Consider the following 20,821-nt stretch of genomic DNA (forward strand, 5'->3'; position numbering starts at 1 on the left):
TGGCGGAGGTTGTGGTTGTCACTAATGAATATTGCCTTTATATTTCCAGGACAAGGATCTCAAGTCGCTGGAATGGGAAAAAGCTTTTACGAAAATTCTAAAAATGCAAAAGAACTCCTTGAAAGTGCAAGTGATTTTTGTAAGATTGATTTTAAACATTTGCTTTTTGAAGAAAATGATCAGTTAAATAAGAGCGAATTTACCCAACCTGCTATTGTATTAAATTCTTTGATGGCTTATACAGCCTTAATCGAACAAAAACCAGACTTACAAGCTGTATTTTCTCTAGGTCATTCTTTAGGAGAATTTTCAGCTTTGGCCGTAAATGGAGCTTTAGAATTTTTGCAAACTCTTACTTTGGTTAATAAAAGAGGATTTTTCATGCAAGAAGATTGCTCTAAAATTGAAGCAGGAATGATGGTTGTTTTAGGATTGGATGATCAAATCGTAGAAGAAATTTGCAAAAAAGCCCAAGAAGAAAATAAAAAAATATTTGCAGCAAACTATAACTGCGATGGTCAAATTGTTGTAGCAGGTTTAAAACCTGATCTTATAAGTTACGAAAATGAATTTAAAAAAGCTGGGGCAAAAAGAGCAATGCTTTTAAACATGAGTGTTGCAAGTCATTGTCCTTTACTTGAAAATGCTTCATCAAAACTTTGCATTGAGCTTGAAAAAACACTCAAACCAAATTTTAAAGCTGTAGTTTCAAATGCAAATGCAAAAATTTATACCGATAAAGAACAAGCGTTAAAACTACTCAAATCTCAACTCATTTCTCCTGTTCTTTATAAGCAAAGTATTAAAAATTATGAAAATGAAATCGATTACTTTATAGAATTTGGTGCAGGCATTCTTAAAGGTTTAAACAAAAAAATAAGCTCTAAGGAAACTTATTCTTTGACTAATTTTAGCGATATTGATGAATTTTTAAAGGTTATAAAATGAAAATAGCAATTTTAGGCGCAATGCCAGAGGAAATAACCCCTTTACTTGAAATTTTAAAAGAATACAAAAGTATTGAATACGCAAACAATACTTATTATCTAGCAAATTATAAAAATCATGAACTTATTTTAGCTTATTCTAAAATAGGAAAAGTCAATTCAACTTTAAGTGCAAGCATAATGATTGAAAAATTTGGGGCTGAAATTTTACTTTTTACAGGTGTGGCAGGTGCTTTTAATCCAGAATTAGAAATAGGTGACTTACTCTACGCTACACAATTAGCTCAATATGATCTTGATATAACCGCTTTTGGACATCCACTTGGTTTTGTTCCTGGGAATGAAATTTTTATAAAAACAGATGAGAAGTTAAATAATCTTGCTTTAGAAGTTGCAAAAGAATTAAATATCAAACTAAAATCAGGAATCATTGCAACTGGAGATGAATTTATCTGCGATGAAGCAAAAAAAGCAAAAATAAGAGAAATTTTTAACGCGGATGCTTGTGAAATGGAAGGTGCTAGTGTTGCTTTAGTTTGTGATGCTTTAAAAATACCTTGTTTTATTTTAAGAGCTATGAGTGATAAAGCTGGAGAAAAAGCTGAATTCGATTTTGATGAATTTGTGATTAATTCTGCTAAGATTTCGGCTAATTTTGTTCTTAAAATGTGTGAGAAATTATGATAAACCTCAGCAAAAAGCTTATACGACAAGTTGCTCAAGCAAACGCTCAATTTGGGCTTATTAAGGATGGTGATCGCGTTCTTTTAGGCTTAAGTGGGGGCAAAGATTCTTTAGCTTTAGCACATCTTTTAAATCGTATGCAAGCTCACGCTCCTTTCAAATTTGATCTTGAAACTGTTACTTTAAGTTATGGTATGGGTGAAGATTATTCTCAATTACATGCACATTGTGAAGAACATGGTATTAAACATAGCATTCTTGACTCTAATATCTACGAGGTATCTGGCGATACTATAAGGGAAAATTCTAGTTTTTGTAGCTATTTTTCAAGAATGCGACGCGGAGCTTTATATACTTATGCTCTTGAAAAAGGTTTTAATAAACTTGCTATTGGCCATCATTTAGATGATGCAGCGGAGAGTTTTTTTATGAATTTCATCCACAATGGATCCTTAAGAACCCTAGCTCCAATCTATAAAAGCAAACGTGGTATAACAGTAATACGTCCTTTAATTTTTGTTAGAGAAAGACAACTTAGAGACAATGCAATACAAAATGAACTCCAGGTTATAGGAAATGAGTTTTGTCCTGGTATGAAACTCAGTGAAAAAAATGTTAAATTTCCACATGCAAGAGAAGAATCCAAACAGCTTTTAGCAAATTTAGAAAAAGAGCATCCTAAACTTTTTACGAGCTTAAAAACCGCCTTTTCTAACTTACATACAGAAACTTTTTGGATGAATCAAGTATAAAAACTCTATGGAAAAAGCTTTTGTCATAGTTGATTATCAAAATGATTTTATCAACGGAAGCTTAGGTTTTAAAAAAGCTTTAGAAATCAAAGAAAATATTCTTAATCACCTAAATCAAATCGATTTTAATACCACACATTTACTCATCACTTGTGATACACATGATCAAAATTATTTAAAAAGCAAAGAAGGGTTAAACCTCCCTATAAAACATTGTATTAAAGATACTTTTGGTTGGAAAATGCCTGATGAATTTGATCCATTTTTAAAAAAAGCTCATAAAATTTTTTATAAAAATGCTTTTGGTAGTTTAGAATTTGCTAATTTTATCAACCAAAATCCATATAAAGAAATTTATTTTTGCGGCCTTGTTTCACATATTTGTGTATTTTTTAACATTATTTTAGCTTTTAGTGCAAATCCTAATTCTAAGATTATCTTATATCAAAATTCTACAGCCAGCTTTGATAATGATTTAGAACATTCAGCCTTTTGCCTACTTAAGGCCTATGGGGTTAAAATAATATAAATTAATTTCTTATTTGGTTGATAAATGCAAGGTTTTATACTTCATACTCAAAAGGTAAAAGATGAGGATTTGATTGTTTCCATTTTAAGCCCAAAGAAATTCATAAAAACTTATCGTTTTTATGGACTCAGACATTCTAGCATTTTAAATGGATATAAAATTGATTTTTCCCTAGATGAGCATCCAAGTTTTTTGCCAAGACTTAAAGATGTATTGCATTTAAATTTTTCTTGGATTTTAGACAGAGAAAAAATGTTTATTTGGCAGGAATTTATTCGTCTTTTATTTAACCATTTAAAAGATACAGAAACGATTGAAGAGTTTTATTTTTTACTTTTGGAAGAATGTGTTAAGCGCTTTGAAAAGCAAAATCCTAAAAGAGTCATAGTGGATGCTTATCTTAAAATTTTAGAATTTGAAGGTCGGCTGCGCCAAGATTTTATTTGTTTTTCTTGTGAAGAAAAAATTCAAGATCAAATCACCCTTATAAGGGCTTTTTTGCCTTCGCATAATCATTGTGCCTTAGGATATGAATTTAAAGAAGAAAAAATTAAATATTTTTATGAAAACAAAAATTGTCGAATTTTTAACGATAGGGAAATACAAAATTTATACAATTTAATCAAGGAAGGTTTATGATACTCAGTGATGAAAAATATGAATTTTTAGAAAAAATAGCGAATTTTTTAAGCCCAAAAGATGTTGAACTTGTTTTTGTTGATAGTCAGGAAATGCAAGAAATCAATCTAAGTCAAAGAAATCAAAATAAAACAACTGATGTTTTATCTTTCCCTCTTGAAAATATAGATGAAAATATCCCTCTAGGTTCCATAGTCATCAATACAGAACTAGCTAAAGAAAAAGCAAAAGAATTTGGACACAGCTATGAAGAAGAAATAAGTTTGTTATTTATTCACGCCATGCTTCATTTATTAGGTTTTGATCATGAAAAAGATAATGGAGAAATGCGAAAAAAAGAAGAAGAACTTATAAAATATTTTAAATTGCCTAAGAGTTTGATTATTAGAACTATGGATTGAAAATTTATTTTTTAATTTAATTATTTATAAATATTCTATTAATTTAAAATTTAATTATAAGATTTTTAAGGTATAATTTAGCTTTTATATTCTAAAAAGGATAATTATGTTTTATGTAAAACTTTTGACACCTTTTATAGTTGGATTAATTATTTATTTTATTCCAATTCCAGAAGGTTTAAATTCTAATGCTTGGCTTTATTTTAGTATTTTTATAGGCCTTATTATTGGTTTGATTTTAGAACCGATTGCTCCAGCATTAATCGGAATTATAGCTGTTACTCTAGCTGTTTTATTTAAAGTTGGACCTGTTGGTTCTAATAACATAGAAACCATTATTAAAGATTCTGTTGCAATAAAATGGGGATTATCAGGATTTTCTGATTCTGTAGTTTGGCTTATTTTTGCTGCTTTTACCATAGGACTTGGTTTTTCAAAAACAGGGTTAGGCGAAAGATTAGCCCTTTATCTCGTTTCAAAACTTGGAAAATCTACCTTGGGTTTAGGTTATGCTATTGCTATAGTGGATTTGATTTTAGCTCCTTTCATTCCTAGTAATGCTGCAAGAAGCGGAGGAACGGTTTATCCTATAGTCAGCAATATCTCTCCTATGTTTGAAAGTTATGCGGATAAAAATCCTAGAAAAATCGGTGCTTATCTTGTATGGATGGGTCTAGCAAGTTCTTGTCTTACGAGTTCTATTTTTCTTACAGGTCAAGCTCCAAACCCACTTGCCCTCTCTTTGATCTCTAAAAATGGAGTTATGGTTGTAGATTGGCTTAGTTGGTTTTTAGCCTTTTTACCAGTAGGTTTAATACTTTTTGTTATTACTCCAATTTTGGGATATTTTATATACCCACCAGAAGTTAAAGGATCAAAAGAAATAGCTATTTGGGCAAATGAAAAATATCAAGCTCTAGGAAAGATGCCAACTTCTCAAATTTTTATGCTTCTTATTGCCCTTATTGGATTAGTGCTTTGGGTTGGATCAAGCTTTTTTAAAATCAATGCCACAACTACAGCTTTAATCATGATCATTTTAATGATAGCTTGTAAAATAATTACTTGGCAAGATTTTTTAGGCAATAAACCAGCTTGGAATACTCTTGTATGGTTCGCAACCCTTGTTACAATGGCAGGTGGGCTTAAAAATGTCGGATTTTTGGATTATTTAGCTAATTCTTTAGGACATAGACTTTCAGGTTTTGAACCGTTCATTGCCACTATTTTACTTTTGATGTTATTTTCTTGGCTTAGATATTTCTTCGCTTCAGGAACTGCTTATGTTACAGCTATCATCGCTGTTTTTGTATCTTTAGCTAGCTCTATTAAAGGTGCAAATCCGGCAGAAGTTATGCTAATACTTACATTACCGATGGGCTTTATGGGTATTATCACTCCTTATGGAACAGGCTCCTCTCCTTTATGGTTTGGAAGTAATTACATCAAAGGACCTCAATTTTTCTTACTGGGTGGAATATTTGCTGTAATTTACATGGCAATTTATTTTCTTGTAGGAATTCCTTGGATCGGATTTATAATGCCTCATCTTAACTTTCATTAAAAATTAATTTTTCTCCTTTGTTGGAGAAAATCACTTGTTTTATTATTTTATCTCTTTCATTATTTTATCTTGCCTGATTGAATTGTAATATTTAGAAGAATTTTTATAATAAAATATAGCTAATATATTTATCTATTTTTACTTATTAATTACTATAAAATTTTTGCGTTTATCTTAAAAGCCATATTACAATAGATTACAAAAATACTTGCTCCCATTCCACTAAACAAAGCGTTATGGACGCCTTGAAACATAGGCGATACTGTATTTTCTATTGTATAGCTTATGGTATCTATCCAATTTGAAGGCAATTCAGAAATAGCTAATTCATTCATTTTATTTCTTTATTGATTTATTTTTGTCTGATTAGCATTTCATTTATATTGCAACGTTCAGGATTGTTTATTACTAATCCAAAAGGATTTTTATATTTACTTGCTTTGGAACATTCCACTACTAAAATTCTATATCTTCCATTTTTTTCTAGCAAGATATAATTACTATAATGTGTTTCATCATTTTTGAAATATTCTTGTTTGCTTCCATAAACATAATTTTCAATTTTATTGTAAATTTGCTTTGCATTATCGATACTTGAAATATTTTCTAGCGATTTCCATGAGTAAAAATTAGAATCAGGATATTTTTCTTTAATAAGATTATTTGCCTTTTCAAATAATTCTTTATTTCCTTTTTCGTATTCAAATTTAACAAGTTTATCTCCACCACAAGCAATAAAAAACACTGCAACTATCGCAAATAAGATTTTTTTCATTTTTCTTCCTTTATCTAGTAATTTGGTATGTTTCAGTCTTGATGATTTCTTCTTCTCCATCTGGACTTATTGATGTTTGCGTCTTTACTCTAAATAATTTATTGTTTTTATTGACAATTTCTTCTTTTTCTATAAAAACCTTTTTACTTTTAGAGTAAAGATCACTTCTCTTTCTGACTTCTTCCTTTGTTGTGCATTTTTTATTTAAATTAACTACCTAATAAAGGATTTGAGTTTCCAGAACCTGTAGTTTTATATTTTTTAATCACTATACCTTTTTTATTAAATTCAAAAACTGTACTTTCGTCTTTATCAAATCCAGGAAGAGAAGAAATTCTAGTAAAATCGTAATACCATACCTCTTTATTACCCAAACTTGTTTTTCTTACAGGATAACCTATGATTTTTTCCACATCTTCTTGCGTACTCTTTCCTATAACAATAGAATTTAATTTATCTTGATTAACTTCCAAACCTTTTTGGTAACAAGCACTTAAAATAAAAGCTAAAACAATATATAATAAATACTTCATTGATTCCCCTTATCTTGTTCTTTTAAAATTTTTGCAATTTTTTTATCTGTTTTATATTGATTAAGAGCATATACAGCCCAAACCATAGCAGGTATCCAGCCAATAAGAGTGATTTGCAAAATAAAACATATAATTGCAGAAAAAGGTTTTCCTATGGTAAAAAAACCAAGCCAAGGTAACAAAATACAAATGATTAGTCTCATTCTTTCTCCTTAAATTAAATTCAAAAAAATTATATCCCCCCCCCCTATTAATTTATACTGAAATTAAAAAATATTACATATAAAATTATTCTCATATGAATTACTCAATAATAAATTAATTAGATTTCTCAGTGAATTTTTAGTATAAAATTTGATGAATTGATTTATTAAATAATGAAATTAAAATGATGTTAAATATTTAAAATAACACTTCTGTATTGATATAAAAATTTTAAATTATTTTTTTAAAATAAATTTTTATATTTGAAAGGAAATTTTTATAATTATCGAATTAGGTTAGAAATTTTCTAACCTAAAAAAATTAATGCAAGCTTTCTATATAAGCCATAGCACTAAGTGCAGCTATAGCACCATCTCCTGCAGCACAAATGACTTGCTTAGGAGCATCTTTTCTCAAATCTCCTGCAGCAAAAAGTCCTGAGATATTTGTTTGCATTTTAAGATCAACACTTACTTGACCGCCTTCCTCCATAGCACATAAAAATTGACCGTTGTCTTGCTTTAAAATTTCATTTCTTACATTTAAACCAACAAAAGTAAAAATTCCTGGAACTTTTAAATCTCTAATATTGCCATCTTTTAATTTTACTTTTACTCCACTCACTCCCATTTTATCGCCATAAACCTCATCAATACTTGCACTAGTAATCAATTCGATTTTCTCATTTTTCTTAACTTTTTCAACTGTTGAAGGAGCAGCTCTAAATTCATCTCTACGATGGATAAGATAGACTTTAGAGCAGATATTAGCAAGATATAAAGATTCTTCTAATGCCGTATCACCGCCACCTAAAACCGCAACTTCTTTATTTTTGTAGAAAAATCCATCACATGTTGCGCAAGTACTCACTCCTTTTCCAAAAAATTCGTCTTCTCCTTTAAAACCGGCTCTTTTAGGAGCTGATCCTGTGCAAACAATTACAGCTTTTGCTGTTTGTGTTTTTCCGCCTTCTAATTTAATCGTAAAAGTTTTATCATCGTTTTGCAAAATTTGTTCTACACCAACCATTTCATGTTTAAGTCCAAAACGCATACATTGTTCATTCCAAGGAGCCATAAAAGAAATCCCATCCATAACTTGTGCCACACCTGGATAATTTTCAATTTCGGAACTTGAAGTAATTTGCCCCCCTGGCATACCTTTTTCAAACATCACTACATTTTTTAAGCCGCCACGAGTCGCGTAAAGACCGGCACTAAGACCAGCAGGGCCTCCACCTATAATTGCTAAATCTAACATATAATTTCCTTTTATTTTTATTTTTTATCAGTAATAATATAAAAATTATTCTTAATAGTAGATAATAAAAATTATTATTTAGTATAAATTTGAAATTTGAAAAAAGCTAGCATATGCCAGCTTTTTAAGATTAAAGTAGAGAATTAAGTTTATCAGTAATAGCTTGTTTTGACTGTGCGCCTACAAGTTGATCTACAACCTCTCCATTTTTAAAAAATATCAAAGTAGGAATTGATCTTACTCCGTATTCTGCTGCTAAATCACCTTGTTCATCTGTATTGATTTTGCAAATTTTTGCCTTTCCATCAAAATCATTTGCAAGTTCATCAATCACAGGAGCAAGCATTCTGCAAGGCCCACACCAAGGAGCCCAAAAGTCAACTAAAGCAACACCTTCTTTTACTTGTGAAAAATTTTCAGAAGTTAATTCTATATACTTTCCCATTTTTTTCCTTTCGTAGTTTTATCTAATTTTAATTTATTTTTTTAAATATCAGCTTAAAAACTAATATTTTGAATAAATTCTATTATATTATCCTTAATGCAAATTAGATCAACTTGAAAATCATGATTTAATCTTTTTTTTAAAAGATAAACTTCAATAGTTTTGATGATTTTTTGATATTTATTATAATCAAAACGTTCATAAACATCATAATTATTTTGAGTGAATTTAACTTCTATAAAATGCAATACATCATCTTTTATAGCAATAATATCAATTTCGCCAAATTTGGAGTGAAAATTTCTTTCTAAAATAGTAAAATTATGCTTTTTTAAAAAAATACAAGCCTTATCTTCTCCTTTGATGCCATCAAGATAAGCTTTTAATCCCATTTATTCTTCTATACGCATCATAAAAGGTTTATCTTTAATGAAGTCTTGTTTTTCCAATATTTCAAGCAAAGCTTTGATACTTTTTTCATAAGTAAAATGCGTAGTAAAGAATAAAGTAGCATGATTTTCATTTTTTTTAGATTTTTGTAAAAAACTATCTATTGAAATTAAATTTTTAGACATAAGCTGTGTAATTTCAGACAATACACCTATTCTATCTTCAACTTTAATTCTTAAATAATATTTTGTATAAATTTCCTCTTGTTTTAAAAGTTTAAATTCGATATTTTTTCTAAAACCTAACATAGGTGATTTAAGATTTTCTTTTGCAATATCAATAAGATCTGAAATAACCGCACTTGCAGTTGCCATTCCTCCGGCACCAGCTCCATAATACAAGCTCTCTCCTAACAAATCTCCTTCAATGGAAATCGCATTCATCACTCCATCTACTTTTGAAAGGATTTTATCTTTGCTGATCATGGTAGGATGAATTCTTAATTCCACGCAAGAATTTTTTAACTTAGCAATGCCTAAAAGCTTAATTGTAAAATCAAACTCTTTAGCAAAATACATATCTTCAGATCCTATATTTTCAATACCCTCGATTAAAATATCTTCAGGTTTAGCATCAAGATGATAAGCGATACTGGCTAAGATTAAAAGTTTATGGGCTGCATCTTTACCTTGTATATCAAAACTTGGATCCGATTCAGCATAACCTAACTCTTGGGCTTTTTTTAAGGCATTGTTAAAATCCATTCCTTGCTGCATACAAGTTAAAATATAATTGCAAGTTCCATTTAAAATACCTTTTATGCCTATTATATTATTAGCGCTCAAGCCCTCTTTTAAAACTTTAATAATCGGAATACCGCCAGCCACACTAGCTTCATATCCAAAAGCTAAATTTTTAGCCAAATTTTCAAGCTCGTAACGATGATAAGCTAATAAAGCTTTATTAGCCGTTACAACGCTTTTTCCTTTTTTTAAAATTTCACTTATAAGTTCAAAAGGTTTATCAATTCCGCCCATGACTTCAACAAAAACATCGATATCATTTCGGTTTAAAATTTCATTAAAATCCGTTGTTACTGGAATTAAAGCATTATTTTTTGGAGTTTTTGCTAAAGCAATTACAGGAATAATATCCTGCCCACATCTTGCCTTAATGATTTTTTGATTTTCCAATAAAGTTTTAACAACTGCACTGCCTACAGTTCCATAACCTAAAATCGCTACTTTCATTAATTATTCTTTAAGATATTTTTTTATATTTCTCGCAGCTTGTCGTATGCGATTTTCATTTTCAATTAAAGCGATACGCACATAATCATCACCCGCTTCTCCAAAGCCAACCCCTGGACTAACAGCCACATTGGCTTCTTGTAAAAGTTGCTTTGAAAATTCTAAACTTTTTAAATGAGCTTTTTGAGGTGGAAGTTTAGCCCAAACAAACATACTTGCATTAGGTTTAGATAAATTCCAACCTATATTAGAAAAAGATTCGATTAAAACCTGCATTCTTTTTTCATAATTTAATCTGATATTTTCAACACAGCTTTGATCGGAATTTAATGCAACCGTTGCTGCTACTTGTATAGGAGTGTACATCCCATAATCAAACCAAGATTTAATTTTTTTCAAAGCACTGATTAAACGCTTATTTCCTACGACAAATCCAACTCTCCAACCGGCCATATTGTAAGATTTTGAAAGGGTATAAGTTTCCACAGCTATATCCTTAGCACCATCAATTTCTAAAATTGAAGGAGTTTTGTAGGAATTGTATGTTAAATCAGCATAGGCGATATCTGAAATAATATAAAATCTTTCTTTTTTTGCAATTTGAACTAATCTTTCATAAAAACTTTTTTCACAAGTGACTGTTGTAGGATTATGTGGAAAATTAACGACTAAATATTTAGGTCTTGGAACACTTTCTTGCAAGGTTGTGTTTAAAATTTGAAAGAATTTATCCTCATCTAATTCAAATTGATCATTATAAGCTAAAGGCATTTTAACCACATTGCCCCCAGCTATTATAAAAGCTTGAGTGTGTATAGGGTAAGCAGGAGTTGGGACTATAGCTACATCACCTGGATTAATCACCGCTCTAGCAAGATTAACAAATCCTTCTTTAGAACCCATAGTAGCAACAACTTCACTTTCAGGATCAAGACTAACATTATATTTTCTTTTATACCAATCACAAATTGCTAATCTTAATTTAAAAATTCCAATCGAAGCAGAATATCCTGAGGTTTTATCTTTGTTGGCACTTTCGCATAATTTATCAATAATATGCTGCGGAGTTTTTCCATCTGGGTTTCCCATAGAAAAATCAATGATATCTTTCCCTAAACGCCTTTCATTCATTTTTATCGCATTAACTTCAGCAAAAACATAATTAGGTAATCTTTCTATAGTGTTAAAACGAATTTCATCAAACATTTTTTTCCTTTATTTTTTCAAAAGCACTTTTAAACCTCTGCGGATATTATCCAAACTATACATATCGCTCACGATAACATAAACCGATCCACTTGGAATGAATTCTTCAAAATGGTTATTTTGTTCATTATTTTTTATGCTTTTAATCAAATTAAGATTTTTATCCAAAAATAATACTTTAGGGAACCAAAAATCAGCATCATTTGCATCTATAATTAGTTTAGAAGCATTTTTGGTCGTGAAAATATAATCCTTAAGAGGTCTTTCCAAAACAGTTAAAGAATTTAAAGCGATATTGACATTAGTGTCTAATTTTGCATTATCAAAATTTAAATCATATTGATAAAAATAAGGTCCTATTTGTTTGATATTATCTATATAAACTGAATTTTTTTTCAATAATCTGTACAAAGTTCCTGGATCTAATATATATTGAGAATCAACTTGCACTGTATAATCGATATTTCCCTCATGTAAAATTAATTCCGTAGGAATAAAATAAACATACCCACCTTCAATCAAAGCATCGGATAAAATTTTAAAAAAAACAACCGAATCAGCTTTAGCTCTAAAATTTAATTTTAAAGTTTGAGAATTGGATAAATTTAAATTAAGCAAAGAGTTAATTTTTAAAACTCTTGAAATTTTGGCAATATCCAAATTTCCCTTATTATCTAAATAAGAAGAATTTGCAAACAAAAGCTTGAGTTGAGAATTTTTACTGGCATCATTGACTAAATTTTGAGCCAATTCCAAACTTGAAACCGCAAAAGCTGTCTGTATAAAAAATAAAAAAAGAAAAACTATTCTTACCATTCTCTACCTTTGTTAAGCTTCATAAATTCACTCAAAGAAATACTTTTGATTTTACCATCTTTAATCAAAAAACGCTTAGGATTACCTATTGGGAATTGATGTTCTTTATTATTTTCATCAATAACACTTAAAGCAGAAGGACCTGTTAAAATCAACTGATCAGTATCCAAAGGAAGAGTAAAATCTTGACTTTTTACAAAACTTGTTTTTTTATATTTTTGTAACTCAATAACACCAATCCAAGTTTTAGTAGAAATTTTAAAATAAGCATTTTTATTAACACTTTCTATCGGGGTATTTTGTTCTTCAGGTTTGACATCCTCGACAGTTGTATTATTTTCTATCGTTGTATTTTCATCTGTTTCTTGAGTTATATTTTGTTCTTGCTCTTGAATATCTTGTTCATTAGATACAATTTCAGAACTTGTGTTTTCATCTGATTTTTCTTTAGCCTTGTTATCGATTACAACTACATTACTTTCTAAAGATTTTAAATTGTTTTGTGCTTGTCCTATGATATCTACAACTGCTGGGCTAGAATTATTTTGTTCATTTTTAAAAAAAACTTTAATCGCGTCAAAATAATAAATCCCTAAAGCTAGGATAATAGCCACAATACAAAGCACGATCAAAACACCAAAATTGGTTGATTTTTGATGATAAGCATCAAGCTTTGGGGTTGCAATTTTTATATTATTGTTTTTAATCGTATTTAAATTATTTTCATTTAAATAAGCTTCATACTCTTCATTAAAATCAGTAAAATCAAGATCATATTCTCGACTCAAAATTTTTATAAAACCTTTTACATTAAAACGATGTAAAGTTGAAAAATCTTTTTTAATTAAGGCATTTAAAAAATCAAGTTCAATTTGTGTTTTATCCACAACTTCTTTTAAATTCAAATCTTCATTTTTTTTCCAATTAAGCATTTATCATCCTATCACAAAGTATTGCAAAAGCTGCGCTGACATTAAGACTATCAAAATCATGTTTCATCTCTATACCCACGCATTCATCGCATTTATTTATTATTTTTTGACTCAATCCTAAACCCTCGCTTCCTAAAATGAGAGCTTTTTTGTTTTTTTCAAATTTAAAATCATGAATTTCTTTTCCCCCATTTGCACTGGCAAAAATTTTAAATCCCACCTGCTTTAACTCATTTATAACCGATAAAATATCACCATTTAAAGCGATATCAAGATCTAAAGCCGCACCGCTGCTTGTGCGTATCACTCCTTCCATATTCAATCTTTCTCCGATAAAAACAATTCCACCAACACCTAAAGCATATGCGGTTCTTGCTATGGATCCTATATTTCCAACATCACTAATACCACAGAGTATGGCTATAAAATCGCTTTTTTTCAAGGAATTTAATTCTTTAAATTGATATTCTTCGATATCAAGCAAAAAACCTTGATGATTTCCGCCTCTAGCATAAGCTTGAGCTGTTTTAAAATCAAGTTTTTTAATTTTAAATCCAAAATTTGCAATCTTTTTAAAAATTTCTTTATCACATTCTTTAGCCAAATAAAGTTCTTTAATCAAATCCTTATGATGCTCTAAAATGTAAAAAAATATTTGTTTTCCATAAACTATCATGAATTTGATTCTATCTAATTTTGACTTAAAAGCAGTTTTGCATAAATTTCTTTTGGATTTTTTCCGTTAATTTTTGCTAGAAGTTTGCTTTTGACTTTTAAAGGAATATCAAGTTCTAAAATATCACTTTCCAATAAAGAATTATGATTTAAATTTTGATGATTTTTTGAGATGACAAGCACCCATTCTCCATTTAAATTTGCTTGTTTTAATTTATCAAAAACTTCTTTAGCCTTGCCTTTAAATTTGGTTTCAAATTTTTTAGAAATTTCTTTTATTGCAAAAATTTCACGATTTTCATCTATAAGTGAAATTTGCTCCACTAAAGATAAAATTCGCTTAGGCGATTCATAAACGATGCTAGCATAAGGATGATTTAAAGCCCTTTGGATATCTTTTATACGCTCTTTGCCTTTATTAGACAAAAAACCCATAAAAACAAATTCTTTTTCACTTAAAGCTGAACTTACAAGGGCGACTAAAGCTGCATTTGCACCTGGCAAAACTTCAAATTCAATACCATTTTTTAAAGCAAAATCAACCAAAGTATATCCTGGATCACTAATACCTGGCATACCTGCATCACTTAAAAAAGCTACATTTTTGGAGAAAATTTCTGGATTTAGATTTTTTAAAATTTCCCTTTCATTGTGAGTATGAAAAGCGATCATTTTTTTAGTTTTAAAATCAATTTGAAATTTATGAGAAAGTGATAAAAGTAAAGACTTGCTTACTCTTGTATCTTCACAGAAAAAAATTTCACAAGTCTTTAAAAGCTCTAAAGCACGAAAAGATATATCGCCTAAATTTCCTATCGGGGTAGGAATAAAATAGAGCATAATTATTGCATTGCGTATTTTTTCTTAAATTTCTCTACACGACCCGCAGCATCAACTATTTTTTCACTTCCTGTAAAAAAAGGATGACAACTTGAACAAATATCCACTCTTAATTCATTTTTATTAGACTTAGTTACAAAAGTATTGCCACAAGCACAACTAACTTTACATTCTACATATTCTGGGTGAATTTCTTTTTTCATAACTTTTCCTTAAAAATAAAACAATAAACGGTGATTATAGTAAATATAATATAAAAAATAGATTAATTTAAGTAAATTTTAAAGAAGTATTTTTGAGGCAATTGATATAATGGCGGTTTGACTTTTAAGAATATTTGGAGCTTTTAATCCAATTTTTTCTTTAAAAATTTGTTTTTCACTTTGGCTAAATCCTCCTTCAGGACCTACAAAATAAATTTTATTCAAATCAAATTCCTTAACTTCTCCTTCAAAATCAACCAAAACCGCTTCTGGAAATCTTTCATAAAAATCTTTTATATGATTATAAATTTGTATTTTCATTTTACTTTCTCTTCCGCATTGCTCACAAGATGCAACGATGATTTTTTCAAAACGACTTAAATCTATTTTGAAATTTCTTTGAGAAAAATCAGTGAAAACAAGATGTAAAGTTTCAACCCCAAGTTCATTTAAAAAAGGAAGGGTTTTTTCTAAAATTTTAATATCTATCACAGCTAAGGCTAAATTTAAAGTGGATTTTTTGTGCGTTGTTTTATTTTCCTTATTTAAAAAATGCAACTCGCAAGAATGACGCTCTAGATTAGAAATTTTATAAACATATACAAATTCATCCTCCAAATTTCTTAAGGTTAATATTTCATTTTCTTTAACCCTTCTTGCTTTCAGATGAGAAAATTCTTCACCCTTTAATTTTAAAATTTCCTCACCAGCTTTTTGATGATATAAAAATTGCATTTTATAAATATTTCTTTAAAACAAAAGGTAAAAATAACAATAACATTTCACAAAATAAAATCAAAAAACTCACCCATCTAAAGGCAATATAACGCCTTATTTTACGAGCTTTTTTAAACTGCACAAAATGAAAAATTGCCAAAGCCAAAATTAAAATCCAAGATGCAATCATTAGCCAAAAATGTAAATTCATTTGAAATTTTTTCATAGCTAAAAGCAAAAGGCCTGTAAAAAGCATAAAAGCTAAAAAAGTATTATATATGGGTAAAAATAATCTAATTCTACGGATAAAAATGAATTCTGTTTTAAAATTGCCTTGAGTTAAAATCAAGTAAAAAAACATTAAAAAACCACTCGCATATAGACTATAAAGATGTAAGGCTAGAAAAAAATGATAACTTTGTTCCATGATTATTTTACCTTAATGATATATTTTGCTAAATTATCGCTTTGTTCTTTTGTTAAAAAAGCATGAGAATCATCTTTTAATTTTTGAATTTTCAAAGTCCAATTCTCAAAACTTAAATTTCTAATAGCTACACTTTTTTTAGGCCTTAATTCTCCTTTTTCTCCATGACAACTAGCGCATTTTTGTTTATATAAAGAACCTATAACACTAGAATTTGCATTATAGGATGTATTAAAATTATCTGATTCATCATCCACAGGCAAAGGTAAATTTGTATCACTTAATTGGGTTGATTCATCGCTTTTTTCTAACTCAACTTTATCTTCTGTAGAATTTTGTTTTTTAGAATTTAACTCATCATTATCACCGCAAGCACTGATCGATAAAACGATAAAAAAACTTATAAAAATAGTTAAAATTTTGCCCATTAGATCTCCTTAGGATTTGTAAAAATATGCAAATTTTTTAATTTATCATAAAAATCTATATCATTCCATTCTGCTTTAATGGCTGCTGAAAATTCAATATCATCAAGAGAAATTTTTGGCAAAATATCTGAATAAGCATCGTCTTTAAAAGCTTGAGCGTAACCTGTTCTTGTTTCATGAACTATAATACTTTGCAAATTCACACCTTGTTCTCCATTAACCATCTTTGTTTGCTTAAGCAAAGCATCAATGAGTATAAAAAACACGCGACAAAAATTTTCCGCACTCACATTAACAGGCAAAGTAATCCATCTTTGAGAATATTTTTTCATTTCTTGTAAATAAGATTGATCATCTTGATTAAAAAGCGTAATAGCATGATCAAAACTATCAATAATCTGGCGTATATAAGTTTTTAAAAGCCCAAAATCATAAACCATTCCTGCATTATCCAAATATCGACTTTCAAGCAAAACTTCAACCTTGTAAGAATGTCCATGTATGCTACTTTTACAACGTTTTGAAGAACAAAATCTAACAATATGGGCGTTTTCAAATTCAAATAATTTTCTAATAATCATACACTCTCTTTATCATTCCATAAACGAATATGAATTCTATCAGAATAATTATATCCATTCTTAATACAAAATTCAGCAATTTTTTTTGCATTTTTGTCTAAATTCATCTGATTTTCCCCCATAGGCATACAAAAAACTTCATTAGGAGCCTCTTTTAAAATTTCTAAAATTTCTTCCAAAGAGTTATTTAGCGTATTTACATCCAATACAAATTTATAAAAACTATCTTTAGCATTATCTTTAAATGATTTAAGAGCTTTAAAATTTAAACGCTTATTACGATCTACTCCGCTATTTTCCAATTTAACACTTAAGGCAAAAATACATTCTTTATAAAAAGGATATTTTGAAAAATCAATCTCTATACTACCATTGCTTTCAAAGTGAATTTCAAAATTCGCTTTTAATAAGGATTTGATCAAAATAATGAATTCAGAATTTTGATGATGGATCAAAGGCTCTCCGCCGGTAATTACAACTATAGGATTAAATTTATCTTTAAGTTTTATTATTTGATTAAAAATTTCATCCGCACTTAGATTTTTATATTTTTCTTTGAATTCTTGAGTAAAAACAGCCCTTATGGTATCGCAACCTTTAAGAATTTTTCCATCTTTTTTGATTTCAACCCCAAAACCGCTGCAATTAAAATTACAACCTGCAAAACGGACAAAAATAGCTAACTTTCCGCTATATTTACCCTCTCCTTGGACGCTTAAAAAAGTCTCAACGATTTGCAAACTTAACCTCCGGTTTGGTAAAAAGCACGCAATGAAGTTTCATTATCTACAACACTCCATTTATTTTTTTCAGGCTTATTACGTAATACTTCTTGTAAAATTTCCACAGCAGCTTTTACATCACCTTTTCTAATTGCCTCTTTAATACTCAAAGCTTCATCAAAATAAAGACAAGGTATTAAGTGCCCTTCAGCACTAAGACGGATGCGATTGCAAGAATCGCAAAATTCATGACTATGTGGATCAATGATCCCAAATTCATAATCATTAGCACTATAAAGACTCACTGGAGCTTTTTCCGCCTTTTTAATGAGTTTTACATCATATTTTTGGCTTAAAATTTGGATAATCTCATCTCTTTTTAAACCTTGCAATTTTCCATAAGCGTGAGTATTTTCCATAAATTCTATAAAACGAATTTGTATATTTTTAGCTTTAGCAAATTCTAAAAGAGCTATAAGCTCATCATCATTTAAATTTTTAAGCGCAACGGTATTTAACTTAACTTTTAATCCAACATTTAAAGCTTCTTCAATTCCAGCTAAAACACTTGATAAAACATCTTTTTGTGCTAATTGTTTTGCCTTTTTTTCATCTAAGGTATCCAGTGAAACATTTAAACGTTTTAAGCCTGCATTTTTAAGATCTTTAGCAAAGTCTTTTAATAAAAATCCATTCGTTGTGATCGCTAAATCAAGCTCTTTTTTATAATCATGAATCATTTTAATAAAGATACTTAAATCTTTACGCAATAAAGGCTCACCTCCGGTAATGCGAATTTTTTCAATTCCTTCATCAATGGCTGCTTTTACAAATAAAAAAAGTTCTTCAAAACTCAATAAATTTTCTTTAGGTTGGTGATTAAATGGAATTTTTGGCATACAATAAAGACAACGAAAATTACAACGCTGAGTTACCGAAATTCTAAGATAATCAATTTTTCTACCAAATTGGTCAATTAGCATTAAAACCCCTAATGTTATTTTATAAGCTGTTTAAATTTTAAAACAAGCTCAACATTTCCAATTCCTATCCTTAAGTCTTTGGCGATTTGCTCTATGGTTTTTCCTTCTTTAAACAGATCAATAATTTTTTGTTCTTCTGTATCATAATTTGGAGTAAGCTTAGTCATACTTTGTGCTTTTTGCTCTAAATTTAAAAGACGATTTTGCTGTTCATTTTGAAAATCCTCTATGATATGCTCCATCGTTTTAAGAGTTCTTAAAACAGGAGTAATTTTAGCACTGATTTGTTTTTCAAGTTCAATTTGCATTTCTTCTTTCAAAAGTGTGATTTTATAGTCTTCTTCATCATTTTCATCTTCTTCTTTTATCCCAAGTTCTTTGCGAAAATAATGCATTTCTTTAGTTATATCCTCAATCACTCCTTGAAGCTTTGTAAGTTTTGTATTGTTTTCTCTTTCTTTGATATTAATATAAGCTAACATTGCAACTAAAAGCACAAATACAAAAACCAAATAAATCACATCATTACTCATGTTCTAGCTCCTTTTTATTTCTAATCATATCTCTTTGTATCTCAACAACAAAGGCATCAAATGCTGTTTTATCTTCTGGCTTAATCTTAATGATTTGTGCTAAGGTTTGACTTTTAGCTTTTGCAAAAAGCGCCATTTTTTGATTATTAAGACTAAACCTTATGTAGTATTCTTGATCAATTTCTAAAATATTTTCTAAAAAATTAAGATGTTCAAAATTTAAAGATTCTACGATGGATTTTTGTTTTAAAGGCATAAGTTCTTCATCTTTATGTATAGCGCTTTCTACCCTTAAAATATCTTCTTTTAAACTTAAAATTAAATCAAAAATTATCTTTTCTCCGTCGCTAAAATCAATACGAGTGGCCATTTTTTTCCATTTTGAAAGCTGTGAAATGGCTCCGAGTTTAAGATATTCTTGTAAAAAATGATTATCCTCTATCTTGCAACTTTCCAAATCAGCTTCAAATCCAGCTTTAAATAATTTTAATTCCATAATAAATCAACCAAAATAAAAATAAAAAATATCATACTCAAATAGCCATTTAAAGTAAAAAATGCTCTATCAATACGATCAAAATTATTATGAACAATTTTATGTTCAAAAAGCAAAATCACGCCACAAATACATACACCAAATAATGAAATATATCCCAAAGCTATACCCCAAACTTGCCAAACAAAAAGCAACCAAAATAATACAGCTAAAACATGAAAAAAGGCAGAAATCAGTAAAGTTGCTTTAGCACCAAATTGAGCAGGGATTGAAAAAAGTCCCGTTTTTTTATCATAATCCATATCTTGTAAAGAATAAAGCAAATCAAATCCGGCAGTCCAAAAAGTAACCCCTAAACATAAAACAACACTATAAATATGAATTTCACCCATCACGATAACACTTCCAGCTATAGGAGCTAAACCCAAACAAAAGCCTAAAACCAAATGTACCAAAGAGCTAAAACGCTTAAAAGCAGAATAAATTGCCAAAACAAAAAGTACCGGAAAAGAAAGATAAAAAGCCAAAGGATTAATAAAATAAGAACAAAGCACAAAAATCAAAGCGTTTAAAATAATAAATATCCAAATACTTTTCTTACCAATTTTTCCGCTTATATTGGGACGATTAGCACAACGTGGATTATCTTTATCTATATCTTCATCCATTAAACGATTACTTGCCATCGCAAAATTTCTAGCACTCACAGCACAAATAATACCCAAAATCAAAGCCTTAAAACCAAACCAAGCTGTACCATTTGCAAGCTTTGAGCCCACAATCATCGATGAAAACAAAAAAGGTAAGGCAAAAATAGAATGCTTAAATACAATAAGTTCTAAAATATCTTTAAATTTTGTCCAAAATAAATTCATTTTTCCGCTTTAAA

The 20,821-nt window shown here is 29.2% G+C and carries 30 protein-coding genes; 7 read left to right on the plus strand and 23 right to left on the minus strand.

Going from position 1 to position 20,821, the window contains the following annotated elements; all coding sequences use genetic code 11:
• The first annotated feature begins 24 nt into the window (after positions 1 to 24).
• The 7 genes from fabD (at position 25) to H2279_RS05670 (ending at position 5,516) form a co-directional block, all read left to right on the plus strand.
• Positions 25 to 948, plus strand: a complete 924-nt coding sequence (fabD, locus tag H2279_RS05640) for an ACP S-malonyltransferase (protein WP_337195904.1) — start codon at positions 25 to 27, stop codon at positions 946 to 948.
• The gene (locus H2279_RS05645; RefSeq protein ID WP_137624049.1) at positions 945 to 1,631 is read left to right on the plus strand and encodes a 5'-methylthioadenosine/adenosylhomocysteine nucleosidase; all 687 of its coding nucleotides are present in this window, start codon (positions 945 to 947) and stop codon (positions 1,629 to 1,631) included. Before fabD ends, H2279_RS05645 begins: the two co-directional genes overlap by 4 nt.
• The gene (locus tag H2279_RS05650) at positions 1,628 to 2,383 is read left to right on the plus strand and encodes an ATP-binding protein (RefSeq protein WP_137624050.1); all 756 of its coding nucleotides are present in this window, start codon (positions 1,628 to 1,630) and stop codon (positions 2,381 to 2,383) included. Before H2279_RS05645 ends, H2279_RS05650 begins: the two co-directional genes overlap by 4 nt.
• A 7-nt stretch (positions 2,384 to 2,390) precedes the next feature.
• Positions 2,391 to 2,912, plus strand: coding sequence for an isochorismatase family cysteine hydrolase (locus H2279_RS05655; RefSeq protein ID WP_337195870.1), 522 nt, complete (start codon positions 2,391 to 2,393; stop codon positions 2,910 to 2,912).
• A gap of 24 nt (positions 2,913 to 2,936) precedes the next feature.
• Entirely contained in the window at positions 2,937 to 3,551 is a 615-nt protein-coding gene (recO, locus tag H2279_RS05660) for a recombination protein RecO (protein WP_337195871.1), read from the plus strand.
• Positions 3,548 to 3,952: an rRNA maturation RNase YbeY gene (gene ybeY, locus H2279_RS05665; RefSeq protein ID WP_137624053.1), complete on the plus strand. Its 405-nt coding sequence runs from the start codon at positions 3,548 to 3,550 to the stop codon at positions 3,950 to 3,952. Before recO ends, ybeY begins: the two co-directional genes overlap by 4 nt.
• Positions 3,953 to 4,058: 106 nt before the next feature.
• The gene (locus H2279_RS05670) at positions 4,059 to 5,516 is read left to right on the plus strand and encodes a DASS family sodium-coupled anion symporter (RefSeq protein ID WP_337195872.1); all 1,458 of its coding nucleotides are present in this window, start codon (positions 4,059 to 4,061) and stop codon (positions 5,514 to 5,516) included.
• Positions 5,517 to 5,668: 152 nt separating this feature from the next.
• Here the strand turns inward: H2279_RS05670 and H2279_RS05675 are convergent, their stop codons facing one another.
• The 23 genes from H2279_RS05675 to mqnP form a co-directional block, all read right to left on the minus strand.
• The gene (locus H2279_RS05675) at positions 5,669 to 5,851 is read right to left on the minus strand and encodes a hypothetical protein (protein ID WP_337195873.1); all 183 of its coding nucleotides are present in this window, start codon (positions 5,849 to 5,851) and stop codon (positions 5,669 to 5,671) included.
• A 17-nt stretch (positions 5,852 to 5,868) separates the two neighbouring features.
• Complete coding sequence (locus tag H2279_RS05680; protein ID WP_337195874.1) at positions 5,869 to 6,291, minus strand: hypothetical protein; 423 nt, start codon at positions 6,289 to 6,291, stop codon at positions 5,869 to 5,871.
• Between the two features lie 209 nt (positions 6,292 to 6,500).
• A complete protein-coding gene (gene bamE, locus H2279_RS05685) occupies positions 6,501 to 6,824 on the minus strand; it encodes an outer membrane protein assembly factor BamE domain-containing protein (RefSeq protein WP_337195875.1) in 324 nt (107 codons plus the stop codon).
• On the minus strand, positions 6,821 to 7,027 hold the full coding sequence (locus tag H2279_RS05690; RefSeq protein ID WP_337195876.1) for a YqaE/Pmp3 family membrane protein: 207 nt from the start codon (positions 7,025 to 7,027) through the stop codon (positions 6,821 to 6,823). The genes bamE and H2279_RS05690 overlap by 4 nt, the downstream gene beginning before the upstream one ends.
• Before the next feature lie 322 nt (positions 7,028 to 7,349).
• Entirely contained in the window at positions 7,350 to 8,288 is a 939-nt protein-coding gene (trxB, locus tag H2279_RS05695) for a thioredoxin-disulfide reductase (protein WP_337195877.1), read from the minus strand.
• A gap of 130 nt (positions 8,289 to 8,418) precedes the next feature.
• Entirely contained in the window at positions 8,419 to 8,733 is a 315-nt protein-coding gene (trxA, locus tag H2279_RS05700; RefSeq protein ID WP_137624056.1) for a thioredoxin, read from the minus strand.
• Positions 8,734 to 8,786: 53 nt separating this feature from the next.
• On the minus strand, positions 8,787 to 9,125 hold the full coding sequence (locus H2279_RS05705; protein ID WP_337195878.1) for a YraN family protein: 339 nt from the start codon (positions 9,123 to 9,125) through the stop codon (positions 8,787 to 8,789).
• The gene (locus tag H2279_RS05710; RefSeq protein ID WP_337195879.1) at positions 9,126 to 10,373 is read right to left on the minus strand and encodes a homoserine dehydrogenase; all 1,248 of its coding nucleotides are present in this window, start codon (positions 10,371 to 10,373) and stop codon (positions 9,126 to 9,128) included. It abuts the gene before it with no gap.
• 3 nt (positions 10,374 to 10,376) lie between these two features.
• Positions 10,377 to 11,579 carry an LL-diaminopimelate aminotransferase gene (locus H2279_RS05715; protein ID WP_337195880.1) on the minus strand — a complete coding sequence of 401 codons (1,203 nt, stop codon included), beginning with the start codon at positions 11,577 to 11,579 and terminating at the stop codon, positions 10,377 to 10,379.
• A 9-nt stretch (positions 11,580 to 11,588) separates the two neighbouring features.
• Positions 11,589 to 12,395 carry a hypothetical protein gene (locus H2279_RS05720; protein ID WP_137624060.1) on the minus strand — a complete coding sequence of 269 codons (807 nt, stop codon included), beginning with the start codon at positions 12,393 to 12,395 and terminating at the stop codon, positions 11,589 to 11,591.
• Positions 12,389 to 13,327 carry a hypothetical protein gene (locus tag H2279_RS05725; RefSeq protein ID WP_337195881.1) on the minus strand — a complete coding sequence of 313 codons (939 nt, stop codon included), beginning with the start codon at positions 13,325 to 13,327 and terminating at the stop codon, positions 12,389 to 12,391. The genes H2279_RS05720 and H2279_RS05725 overlap by 7 nt, the downstream gene beginning before the upstream one ends.
• Positions 13,320 to 14,003 carry a 23S rRNA (guanosine(2251)-2'-O)-methyltransferase RlmB gene (rlmB, locus tag H2279_RS05730; protein ID WP_137624062.1) on the minus strand — a complete coding sequence of 228 codons (684 nt, stop codon included), beginning with the start codon at positions 14,001 to 14,003 and terminating at the stop codon, positions 13,320 to 13,322. The genes H2279_RS05725 and rlmB overlap by 8 nt, the downstream gene beginning before the upstream one ends.
• 14 nt (positions 14,004 to 14,017) lie before the next feature.
• A complete protein-coding gene (rsmI, locus tag H2279_RS05735) occupies positions 14,018 to 14,842 on the minus strand; it encodes a 16S rRNA (cytidine(1402)-2'-O)-methyltransferase (RefSeq protein ID WP_337195882.1) in 825 nt (274 codons plus the stop codon).
• A gap of 2 nt (positions 14,843 to 14,844) precedes the next feature.
• The gene (gene rpmE / locus H2279_RS05740) at positions 14,845 to 15,045 is read right to left on the minus strand and encodes a 50S ribosomal protein L31 (RefSeq protein ID WP_137624064.1); all 201 of its coding nucleotides are present in this window, start codon (positions 15,043 to 15,045) and stop codon (positions 14,845 to 14,847) included.
• Between the two features lie 78 nt (positions 15,046 to 15,123).
• Positions 15,124 to 15,780 carry a 16S rRNA (uracil(1498)-N(3))-methyltransferase gene (locus tag H2279_RS05745; RefSeq protein ID WP_337195883.1) on the minus strand — a complete coding sequence of 219 codons (657 nt, stop codon included), beginning with the start codon at positions 15,778 to 15,780 and terminating at the stop codon, positions 15,124 to 15,126.
• A 1-nt stretch (position 15,781) separates the two neighbouring features.
• Positions 15,782 to 16,189, minus strand: coding sequence for a hypothetical protein (locus H2279_RS05750; RefSeq protein ID WP_137624066.1), 408 nt, complete (start codon positions 16,187 to 16,189; stop codon positions 15,782 to 15,784).
• A gap of 2 nt (positions 16,190 to 16,191) precedes the next feature.
• Positions 16,192 to 16,617 carry a cytochrome c gene (locus H2279_RS05755; protein WP_337195884.1) on the minus strand — a complete coding sequence of 142 codons (426 nt, stop codon included), beginning with the start codon at positions 16,615 to 16,617 and terminating at the stop codon, positions 16,192 to 16,194.
• Positions 16,617 to 17,198, minus strand: coding sequence for a 6-pyruvoyl trahydropterin synthase family protein (locus H2279_RS05760; protein ID WP_337195885.1), 582 nt, complete (start codon positions 17,196 to 17,198; stop codon positions 16,617 to 16,619). Before H2279_RS05760 ends, H2279_RS05755 begins: the two co-directional genes overlap by 1 nt.
• Positions 17,195 to 17,938, minus strand: a complete 744-nt coding sequence (locus tag H2279_RS05765; RefSeq protein ID WP_337195886.1) for a 7-carboxy-7-deazaguanine synthase QueE — start codon at positions 17,936 to 17,938, stop codon at positions 17,195 to 17,197. Before H2279_RS05765 ends, H2279_RS05760 begins: the two co-directional genes overlap by 4 nt.
• 2 nt (positions 17,939 to 17,940) lie before the next feature.
• Positions 17,941 to 18,903, minus strand: a complete 963-nt coding sequence (moaA, locus tag H2279_RS05770) for a GTP 3',8-cyclase MoaA (protein ID WP_337195887.1) — start codon at positions 18,901 to 18,903, stop codon at positions 17,941 to 17,943.
• A gap of 14 nt (positions 18,904 to 18,917) precedes the next feature.
• Positions 18,918 to 19,436 carry a DUF6115 domain-containing protein gene (locus tag H2279_RS05775; RefSeq protein ID WP_137624071.1) on the minus strand — a complete coding sequence of 173 codons (519 nt, stop codon included), beginning with the start codon at positions 19,434 to 19,436 and terminating at the stop codon, positions 18,918 to 18,920.
• On the minus strand, positions 19,429 to 19,932 hold the full coding sequence (locus H2279_RS05780; RefSeq protein WP_337195888.1) for a hypothetical protein: 504 nt from the start codon (positions 19,930 to 19,932) through the stop codon (positions 19,429 to 19,431). The genes H2279_RS05775 and H2279_RS05780 overlap by 8 nt, the downstream gene beginning before the upstream one ends.
• A complete protein-coding gene (gene mqnP / locus H2279_RS05785) occupies positions 19,923 to 20,807 on the minus strand; it encodes a menaquinone biosynthesis prenyltransferase MqnP (RefSeq protein WP_137624073.1) in 885 nt (294 codons plus the stop codon). The genes H2279_RS05780 and mqnP overlap by 10 nt, the downstream gene beginning before the upstream one ends.
• Between the last annotated feature and the right edge of the window lie 14 nt (positions 20,808 to 20,821).

The sequence above is a fragment of the Campylobacter sp. B0100352/1 genome, from assembly GCF_020135855.1.
Classification (GTDB): Bacteria; Campylobacterota; Campylobacteria; order Campylobacterales; family Campylobacteraceae; genus Campylobacter_D; species Campylobacter_D taeniopygiae.

What these genes read in the sequence shown, in the direction of transcription:
- fabD (WP_337195904.1), top strand. Translation starts at nt 25, where the DNA reads ATGAATATTGCCTTTATATTTCCAGGACAAGGATCTCAAGTCGCTGGA.
- H2279_RS05645 (WP_137624049.1), top strand. Translation starts at nt 945, where the DNA reads ATGAAAATAGCAATTTTAGGCGCAATGCCAGAGGAAATAACCCCTTTA.
- H2279_RS05650 (WP_137624050.1), top strand. Translation starts at nt 1,628, where the DNA reads ATGATAAACCTCAGCAAAAAGCTTATACGACAAGTTGCTCAAGCAAAC.
- H2279_RS05655 (WP_337195870.1), top strand. Translation starts at nt 2,391, where the DNA reads ATGGAAAAAGCTTTTGTCATAGTTGATTATCAAAATGATTTTATCAAC.
- recO (WP_337195871.1), top strand. Translation starts at nt 2,937, where the DNA reads ATGCAAGGTTTTATACTTCATACTCAAAAGGTAAAAGATGAGGATTTG.
- ybeY (WP_137624053.1), top strand. Translation starts at nt 3,548, where the DNA reads ATGATACTCAGTGATGAAAAATATGAATTTTTAGAAAAAATAGCGAAT.
- H2279_RS05670 (WP_337195872.1), top strand. Translation starts at nt 4,059, where the DNA reads ATGTTTTATGTAAAACTTTTGACACCTTTTATAGTTGGATTAATTATT.
- H2279_RS05675 (WP_337195873.1), bottom strand. Translation starts at nt 5,851, where the DNA reads ATGAATGAATTAGCTATTTCTGAATTGCCTTCAAATTGGATAGATACC.
- H2279_RS05680 (WP_337195874.1), bottom strand. Translation starts at nt 6,291, where the DNA reads ATGAAAAAAATCTTATTTGCGATAGTTGCAGTGTTTTTTATTGCTTGT.
- bamE (WP_337195875.1), bottom strand. Translation starts at nt 6,824, where the DNA reads ATGAAGTATTTATTATATATTGTTTTAGCTTTTATTTTAAGTGCTTGT.
- H2279_RS05690 (WP_337195876.1), bottom strand. Translation starts at nt 7,027, where the DNA reads ATGAGACTAATCATTTGTATTTTGTTACCTTGGCTTGGTTTTTTTACC.
- trxB (WP_337195877.1), bottom strand. Translation starts at nt 8,288, where the DNA reads ATGTTAGATTTAGCAATTATAGGTGGAGGCCCTGCTGGTCTTAGTGCC.
- trxA (WP_137624056.1), bottom strand. Translation starts at nt 8,733, where the DNA reads ATGGGAAAGTATATAGAATTAACTTCTGAAAATTTTTCACAAGTAAAA.
- H2279_RS05705 (WP_337195878.1), bottom strand. Translation starts at nt 9,125, where the DNA reads ATGGGATTAAAAGCTTATCTTGATGGCATCAAAGGAGAAGATAAGGCT.
- H2279_RS05710 (WP_337195879.1), bottom strand. Translation starts at nt 10,373, where the DNA reads ATGAAAGTAGCGATTTTAGGTTATGGAACTGTAGGCAGTGCAGTTGTT.
- H2279_RS05715 (WP_337195880.1), bottom strand. Translation starts at nt 11,579, where the DNA reads ATGTTTGATGAAATTCGTTTTAACACTATAGAAAGATTACCTAATTAT.
- H2279_RS05720 (WP_137624060.1), bottom strand. Translation starts at nt 12,395, where the DNA reads ATGGTAAGAATAGTTTTTCTTTTTTTATTTTTTATACAGACAGCTTTT.
- H2279_RS05725 (WP_337195881.1), bottom strand. Translation starts at nt 13,327, where the DNA reads ATGCTTAATTGGAAAAAAAATGAAGATTTGAATTTAAAAGAAGTTGTG.
- rlmB (WP_137624062.1), bottom strand. Translation starts at nt 14,003, where the DNA reads ATGATAGTTTATGGAAAACAAATATTTTTTTACATTTTAGAGCATCAT.
- rsmI (WP_337195882.1), bottom strand. Translation starts at nt 14,842, where the DNA reads ATGCTCTATTTTATTCCTACCCCGATAGGAAATTTAGGCGATATATCT.
- rpmE (WP_137624064.1), bottom strand. Translation starts at nt 15,045, where the DNA reads ATGAAAAAAGAAATTCACCCAGAATATGTAGAATGTAAAGTTAGTTGT.
- H2279_RS05745 (WP_337195883.1), bottom strand. Translation starts at nt 15,780, where the DNA reads ATGCAATTTTTATATCATCAAAAAGCTGGTGAGGAAATTTTAAAATTA.
- H2279_RS05750 (WP_137624066.1), bottom strand. Translation starts at nt 16,189, where the DNA reads ATGGAACAAAGTTATCATTTTTTTCTAGCCTTACATCTTTATAGTCTA.
- H2279_RS05755 (WP_337195884.1), bottom strand. Translation starts at nt 16,617, where the DNA reads ATGGGCAAAATTTTAACTATTTTTATAAGTTTTTTTATCGTTTTATCG.
- H2279_RS05760 (WP_337195885.1), bottom strand. Translation starts at nt 17,198, where the DNA reads ATGATTATTAGAAAATTATTTGAATTTGAAAACGCCCATATTGTTAGA.
- moaA (WP_337195887.1), bottom strand. Translation starts at nt 18,903, where the DNA reads ATGCTAATTGACCAATTTGGTAGAAAAATTGATTATCTTAGAATTTCG.
- H2279_RS05775 (WP_137624071.1), bottom strand. Translation starts at nt 19,436, where the DNA reads ATGAGTAATGATGTGATTTATTTGGTTTTTGTATTTGTGCTTTTAGTT.
- H2279_RS05780 (WP_337195888.1), bottom strand. Translation starts at nt 19,932, where the DNA reads ATGGAATTAAAATTATTTAAAGCTGGATTTGAAGCTGATTTGGAAAGT.
- mqnP (WP_137624073.1), bottom strand. Translation starts at nt 20,807, where the DNA reads ATGAATTTATTTTGGACAAAATTTAAAGATATTTTAGAACTTATTGTA.